The organism is Cohnella mopanensis (genome assembly GCF_022352055.1).
In the GTDB taxonomy this organism is placed as follows: Bacteria; Bacillota; Bacilli; order Paenibacillales; family Paenibacillaceae; genus Cohnella; species Cohnella mopanensis.
In genome coordinates this window covers 1-8,508 of the sequence record NZ_JAKRWM010000037.1, presented here as the reverse complement: position 1 = coordinate 8,508, position 8,508 = coordinate 1, and the positions used below count along the sequence as shown (strand labels likewise).

The following is an 8,508-nucleotide window of genomic DNA, read 5'->3' as shown; positions in this document are numbered from 1 at the left end:
TGGTGCCTCAACCCGAACAGCGGAGATACCGGCGGTCTGCTGCTGGACGATTGGGCGACGTGGAACGCACCGAAGCAAGCGATGTTAGATCGGCTCATTAAACCGCTTGTCGTTAATCCGACAATTCCGGCGGCGCCGACCGGTTTGACCGCGACGGGTGGCAATGCGCAAGCATCGCTTAGCTGGGTCGCTTCGAGCGGAGCGGCAAGCTATACGGTCAAACGCGCGACGACCAGCGGCGGCCCGTACACGAACGTGGCAACGGGCGTAACGGCAACGAGTTATACGAATACCGGACTGACGAACGGGACCGCATATTACTATGTGGTGAGCGCGGTGAATGCGGCAGGCGAAAGCGCGAATTCTGCGCAGGTAACCGTGACGCCGAGCGTCGGAACGACAATACCGGCGGCACCGACAGGCTTGACCGCTACGGGTGGCAATGCGCAAGCATCGCTTAGCTGGATCGCTTCGAGCGGAGCGGCAAGTTATACGGTCAAACGCGCGACGACAAGCGGCGGCCCGTACACGAACGTGGCCACGGGCGTAACGGCAACGAGTTATACGAATACCGGACTGACGAACGGGACCGCATATTACTATGTGGTGAGCGCGGTGAACGCGGCAGGCGAAAGCGCGAATTCTGCGCAGGTAACCGTGACGCCGAGTGTCGGAACGACAATACCGGCGGCGCCGACCGGGTTGACCGCGACGGGTGGCAATGCGCAAGCATCGCTTAGCTGGGTCGCTTCGAGCGGAGCGGCAAGTTATACGGTCAAACGCGCGACGACAAGCGGCGGCCCGTACACGAACGTGGCTACGGGCGTAACGGCAACGAGTTATACGAATACCGGACTGACGAACGGGTCCGCATATTACTATGTGGTGAGCGCGGTGAACGCGGCAGGCGAAAGCGCGAATTCTGCGCAGGTAACCGTGACGCCGAGAGTCGGAACGACAATACCGGCGGCGCCGACCGGGGTGACCGCGACGGGTGGCAATGCGCAAGCATCGCTTAGCTGGGTCGCTTCGAGCGGAGCGGCAAGTTATACGGTCAAACGCGCGACGACAAGCGGCGGCCCGTACACGAACGTGGCTACGGGCGTAACGGCAACGAGTTATACGAATACCGGACTGACGAACGGGACCGCATATTACTATGTGGTGAGCGCGGTGAATGCGGCAGGCGAAAGTGCGAATTCTGCGCAGGCAAGCGCGACGCCGAGCGCAGGCAGCACCGGCAATTTAGTCGTGCAGTATCGTGCGGGGGACACGAATGCGACCGATAATCAGATTAAACCCTATTTCAACATTAAGAATAACGGCACGACGGCCGTGGATTTGAGCACGTTGAAGCTCCGCTACTATTTCACCAAGGATGGAAACCAATCACTTAGCTTCTGGGTGGACTGGGCGCAAGTTGGCAGCGCGAATGTACAAGGCGCATTCGTCAGCGCATCGGGAAGCGGAACGGATACGTACTTGGAAATCTCGTTTACGTCTGGCGCGGGCTCGATCGCGGCAGGTGGGCAAAGCGGTGATATTCAGGGGCGGATCGCCAAATCCGACTGGTCGAACTTCAATGAAGTTGGCGATTACTCGTATGATCCTACGAAGACGGCATATGCCAACTGGGATCATGTGACGCTTTATCAGAGCGGGTCGTTGGTGTGGGGGATCGCGCCTTAAGCGCGATGTAAACTCAAACCGTTTTCCGGCATTTGCCGGAAAACGGTTTTTTGTGTGGATTGGCTTATCTCAAACGGTTACATAAGCGGCGTAAACAAGTTACATCACGCACATTTTACAAACTTCCTCGGTTTTATAATGGAAATGTACAGAAAACCTTTTCGTAAAGGAGGTAGGCTCGTGCGGAGTATTTCGACAAGATGGCGAATTTAGCAAGAAAATCGGTTAAGGAGGAATTGATAATGGTTCAGAGCATTTACCGTAAGGGACTTATCTGGTTGCTAGCGGCAGCTATGATCTTGTCCGCCTACGCAAGCTTGTGGATCGCACCGAAAGAAGCTTCCGCGGCAACGGTATACGAAACGCGATTCATGCAGTTGTACAATCAAATCAAAAATCCGGCTAACGGTTATTTTTCACCTGAAGGAATTCCTTATCACGCCATCGAGACGCTGATGAGTGAAGCCCCCGACTACGGGCATATGACTACATCCGAGGCCTATAGCTACTGGCTCTGGCTGGAAGCGTTATATGGTAAATATACCGGCGATTGGACTCGGTTGGATGCCGCATGGGCCAACATGGAGAAATACATCATTCCAATTAATGAAGGCGATGGCGTCGAGGAACAGCCTACTATGAATTACTACAACCCGAGCAGTCCGGCAACCTATGCGGCCGAAAAGCCATTTCCCGATCAATACCCTTCGCAGCTGTCCGGACAGTACTCCCCTGGAGCTGACCCGCTGGACGCTGAACTGAAAGCCACCTACGGCAACAATCAAACCTATTTGATGCACTGGCTGGTAGACGTAGACAACTGGTATGGCTTCGGCAATACTTTGAATCCTTCCCACACGGCGACGTATGTCAATACGTTCCAACGCGGGGAAGAAGAATCGGTATGGGAAGCGATAACCCACCCGTCGCAAGATAACAAAACGTTCGGTAAAACAAACGAAGGCTTCATGTCCTTGTTCACCAAAGAATCGGCGGTTCCCGCTGCCCAATGGAAATATACGAATGCAACGGATGCGGACGCCCGAGCCATCCAGGTTATCTACTGGGCGAAGCGGTTCGGTTACAACAACACGGCTATTCTGAATAAGGCGAAAAAGATGGGCGATTATTTGCGTTACGGCTTCTACGATAAATACTTCCAACAAATCGGCAGCGCCAAGAACGGGACGCCGACGGCTGGAAGCGGCAAAAACTCAAGCATGAATCTGTTAGCCTGGTACACCGCTTGGGGCGGCGGCATCGGCAGCAACGGGAACTGGGCTTGGCGGATCGGCGCAAGCCACGCTCACCAAGCTTATCAAAACCCGGTCACCGCCTATGCGCTCGGAACGACGGCTGGTGGTTTAGCCCCATCATCCGCAACGGGCCAAGCGGACTGGAACGCCTCGTTGACGCGCCAGCTCGAGTTTTATAACTGGCTGCTATCGGTGGAAGGCGCTATCGGCGGCGGCGCAACGAACAGCTGGGGCGGCAGCTACAGCGCTTATCCGTCGGGCGTTAGTACTTTTTACAATATGGCTTATCAAGAGGCGCCGGTATATACCGATCCCGATTCGAACTCTTGGTTCGGCTTCCAAGCATGGCCGCTTGAGCGGGTAGCGGAAATGTATTACATCCTCGCTTCCAGCGGGGATATTACGTCCCAAAATTTCCAAATGGCCAAAAACGTCATTTCCAAGTGGATCGATTGGTCGACGGATTACGTCTTCGTAAACCAGAAACCGGTTACGGATGCCTCAGGTTATTACTTGAACGCAGCCGGCCAGCGCGTTCTCGGCGGCGCGAACCCGGTCATAGCGACAACTTCGGCTCCAGGTGAATTTTATATTCCCGGCGGCCAAGAATGGACGGGGCAACCCGACACATGGAACTCATTCGCAACTTTTACGGGCAACCCGAACTTCCATGTCATCACGAAGGATCCAAGCCAAGACGTCGGCGTGCTGGGCAGCTACATTAAAGCTCTCTCCTTCTTCGCGGCCGGTACGAAAGCGGAGACGGGCAACTTCACGACTCTAGGAAACCAAGCGAAGTCGCTCGCGGATTCCTTGCTGAACGTTGCTTGGAACTTTAATGACGGCGTGGGCATCGTCAAAGCCGAGGAACGCGCCGACTACTCCCGTTACTTCGAGAAAGAAATTTATTTCCCGAACGGATGGTCCGGAACGTACGGTATGGGCAACACCATTCCCGGAACCGGCAGCATTCCGTCCGATCCGGCAAAAGGCGGTAACGGCGTGTATATCAGTTATCCGCAGCTTCGGCCGAAAATTACGCAAGATCCTCAATGGTCCTATTTGACCAATCTTTATAATACTTCATGGAATCCGACCACCAAGAAGTGGGATAAAGGTACCCCGACCTTTAAGTATCATCGTTTCTGGTCGCAGGTCGATATCGCTACGGCCTATGCGGAATACGACCGCTTGCTCGGATCGTCGACGCCAACGGTACCGACTGCGCCAACCGGCGTGATCGCGTCGCCGGGCAATGCGCAAGTTATTTTGAGCTGGACGGCTTCCGCAGGCGCAACGAGCTACAACGTCAAACGGGCGGCGATTAGCGGCGGACCGTATACGACAGTTGCGACAGGAGTAACCGGAACGAGCTACACGAACACCGGACTCACCAACGGTACGACTTACTATTATGTCGTCAGCGCGGTGAACACGGTGGGCGAGAGCACGAACTCCGTGCAGGTTAGCGTAGTGCCGGCTATTCCTACGGTTCCAGTGGCGCCAACGGGCTTAACCGCGACGGCGGGCAATCAGCAGGTCGCCTTGAGCTGGACGGCTTCGAGCGGCGCGGCGAGCTATAACGTGAAGCGGGCTACGACAAGCGGCGGCCCATACACGAACGTCGCGACCGGAGTGACGGCAGCGACCTTCACGAATACGGGCTTGACGAATGGAACGACCTATTACTATGTCGTCAGCGCAGTGAACTCAGTAGGAGAAAGCGTCAATTCCGCACAGGCAAGCGCGACTCCGCAATTGGCCATTCCGGCGGCGCCAACGGGATTGACCGCAACGGCGGGTAACGCGCAAGCGACTTTAAGCTGGACGGCTTCGAGCGGTGCCGCGAGCTATAACGTGAAGCGGGCAACGACGAGCGGTGGTCCATATACAACGGTGGCAAGCGGCGTGGCAACGACGAGCTATACGAACACGGGACTCACCAACGGCACAACGTATTATTACGTCGTCAGCGCGGTGAATGCTTCCGGCGAAAGCTTGAATTCCACGCAAGCGAGCGCGACTCCTCAATTGCCGAGCACATTAAAAGTGGAATATAAAGTCGGTGACACCAGCGCGACGGACAGCCAGATGAAGCCGCAGCTTCGGATCGTGAACACGGGCACATCCTCCGTACCTCTCAACCAACTGAAGATTCGCTACTGGTATACGAAAGGCTCGACGCAGTCCGAGACTTTCACCTGCGACTGGGCGGGCGTTGGATGTGCTAACTTGACGGCAACATTCACATCGATGAGCTCGCCGGCTACGGGAGCGGATACGTACTTGGAGATCGGATTCACGACGGGTGCAGGCTCCATCGCTGCGGGAGGCAATAGCGGCGAAATCCAAAGCCGCATCAATCTGGCTAATTGGAGCAACTACAACGAAGCGGACGATTATTCCTATAACGGAACGCAAACCTCTTACGCTCCGTCTAGCAACATTACCCTTTATCAGAACGGCACATTGATTTGGGGGAACGAACCGGGCGGAACGACGCAACAACCTCCGGCTGTACCGGCAGGCTTAACCGGAACAGCGGGCAATGCGCAGGCCGCGCTCAGCTGGACGGCTTCGAGCGGCGCGACTGGCTATAACGTAAAGCGTGCAACGACAAGCGGCGGACCTTACACGACGGTAGCTACCGGCATAGCGGCGACTAGCTACACGAACACGGGACTTACTAACGGCACGGCGTACTACTACGTCGTAAGCGCAGTGAACGCTGCCGGCGAAAGCGTAAACTCTTCGCAAGCGAGCGTAACGCCAGTAGCCCCTCAACCGCCAGCGGCGCCGACCGGCCTGACGGCTACGGCGGGCAATGCGCAAGTTGCGCTTAGCTGGACGGCTTCAAGCGGCGTGACAGGCTACAACGTGAAGCGCGCGACGACGAGCGGCGGACCGTACACGACGGTAGCTACCGGCGTTGCGGCGACTAGCTACACGAACACGGGCCTGACGAACGGCACGACCTATTACTACGTAGTCAGCGCGGTGAACGCTGCCGGCGAAAGCGTGAACTCTTCGCAAGCGAGCGCAACGCCGACAGCTCCTCAAGGGCCTGCAGCTCCGACCGGACTGACGGCAACGGCGGGCAATGCGCAAGTTGTGCTTAGCTGGACGGCCTCGAGCGGCGCGACGAGCTATAACGTTAAGCGAGCCGCAACGAACGGCGGACCGTACACGACGGTGGCGACCGGAGCGTCGACGAGCTACACGGACACGGCACTGGCGAATGGAACGACCTATTACTATGTGGTTAGTGCCGTGAATGCCGCAGGCGAGAGCGCGAATTCCACGCAAGCGAGCGCAACGCCGCAGAACGTCACGAGCAGCATCGTCGCCCAGTATAAGGTAAGTAACGCCAATGCGACCGACAACATGATTAATGCGATCATCAACATCAAGAACACCGGTACTTCCGCCGTTAACTTGAGCGACTTGAAACTGCGCTATTACTTCACGAAAGACAGCAACGCAGCCTTGAACTTCTACTGCGACTACGCTCAAGTCGGAACGAGCAACGTCAGCGGCGCATTCGCGGCGATCTCCCCGGCGAAAACCGGAGCAGATACGTACCTCGAGATCTCATTTAACTCAGCGGCCGGATCGATCGCAGCGGGAGGTCAGAGCGGGGACATTCAAATCCGCGTGGCGAAAGCCGACTGGACCAACTTCAATGAGATCGATGATTACTCGTTCGACGGTACGATAACGTCTTATACGAACTGGAACAAAACGACGCTCTATCAGAACGGCACGCTCGTATGGGGAATTGAGCCTTAAAAAACCTGAAGGAGTTGGGAAAAATGGCAATGGCCATAACGAAAAGAACCGGAATGTATATCGTAATCCTCTCATTGGTCATAAGTAGCTTCATATCGATGGGAATCAAGAGCGCTTTTGCTGAATCGCACGTCGACAACCCGTTCGTGGGGGCGACTGCTTACGTGAATCCCGATTACGCGGCGTTGATCGACACGTCGATCGCGCAAGTTACCGACAGCAACTTGATCGCGAAAATGCAGACAGTCAAAACGTATCCAACCGCTGTCTGGCTTGACCGCATCGCAGCGATCGCCGGTGGCGCGGCGAACGGAGGCCGTAAGAGCTTAGCTCAAACCCTGGATGCTGTTCTTGCTCAGAAGCAGGGCAACACGCCGATTACGGCAACTTTCGTTATCTATGACTTGCCAGGTCGCGACTGTCACGCGTTGGCGTCGAACGGAGAACTTCCGTTAACCGCGGCTGGTTTGCAAACGTACAAAACTCAGTACATCGACGCGATCGCCAGCATATTCGCTCTTCCGGCGTACAAGGACATCCGGATCGTCACGGTGATCGAACCGGATTCGCTGCCTAACCTTGTAACCAACCTAAGCGACCCGGCATGCGGGCAGGCGAACTCCACTAACATTTATCGGGATGCAACCCGATATGCGCTAGACAAACTGCACGCTATCCCTAACGTATACACCTATATGGATATCGGACACTCCGGATGGTTGGGCTGGGACAGCAACCGTCAACCGACTATCGACCTTTTTACCACAGTTGTAGCTGGAACGGCTGCGGGTCTTGCGAGCGTTGACGGCTTTATCAGCGACACGGCGAACACCACTCCATTGGAAGAGCCGAATTTACCTAATCCAGATTTGTCAATTAGCGGGCAGCCACTGAAGTCTGCAAGTTACTATGAATACAATCCGTACTTTGATGAAGTGGATTTCACGGCAGCGTTGTACTCCGGCTTCGTGGCGAAAGGTTGGCCAGCCAGTATAGGCTTCTTGATCGACACTTCCCGTAATGGATGGGGCGGTCCGAACCGACCGACGGTAGCTAGCGGAACTACCGTTAACGCCTACGTCGATTCCGGCCGAATCGATAAACGTTACCATCGCGGGAATTGGTGTAATCCTAGCGGAGCGGGGATGGGCCAACCGCCGCAAGCAGCGCCTGCGGGATATGCTGCATCTCATCTCGACGCATTCGTATGGGTGAAGCCGCCGGGAGAGTCGGATGGCTCGAGCTCGGCAATTCCGAACGACGAAGGCAAAGGTTTTGACAGAATGTGCGATCCAACCTACACGGCGGCCTCAAGCGGCAAATTGACGGGCGCATTGCCGAATGCTCCGGTGTCGGGTCACTGGTTCCACAGTCAATTCGTGGAGCTGATTCAAAATGCTTATCCGGTTATCCCTGGTGGAAGCGTCCAAGTGCCTGCGGCACCGACGGGACTGACGGCAGCGGCAGGTAACGCACAAGTTACGCTGAGCTGGATGGCATCAAGCGGAGCAACGAGCTATACGGTTAAACGCGCGACGACAAGCGGCGGGCCTTACACGAACTTGGCTACCGGCGTGACCGCGACGAGTTATACGAACACAGGCCTGACGAACGGAACGACGTACTACTACGTCGTTAGCGCGTCCAATAGCGCCGGATCCAGCGCAAACTCCACGCAAGCGAGCGCGACGCCGATCGCAGCTCCAACGGTGCCAGCGGCACCAGCGGGACTGACGGCAACGGCAGGCAACGCACAAGTTGCGCTGAGCTGGAC

The 8,508-nt window shown here is 56.1% G+C and carries 3 protein-coding genes; all 3 read left to right on the top strand.

All coding sequences use genetic code 11. The features are described from left to right. A partial coding sequence (locus tag L3D05_RS26045; RefSeq protein ID WP_239619289.1) for a cellulose binding domain-containing protein occupies positions 1 to 1,689 on the top strand: 1,689 nt, incomplete at its 5' end. Between the two features lie 242 nt (positions 1,690 to 1,931). After that, positions 1,932 to 6,734, top strand: a complete 4,803-nt coding sequence (locus L3D05_RS26040) for a glycoside hydrolase family 48 protein (RefSeq protein ID WP_239619288.1) — start codon at positions 1,932 to 1,934, stop codon at positions 6,732 to 6,734. Positions 6,735 to 6,757: 23 nt separating this feature from the next. Beyond that, on the top strand, positions 6,758 to 8,508 hold a 1,751-nt coding region (locus L3D05_RS26035), incomplete at its 3' end, for a glycoside hydrolase family 6 protein (protein WP_439647988.1).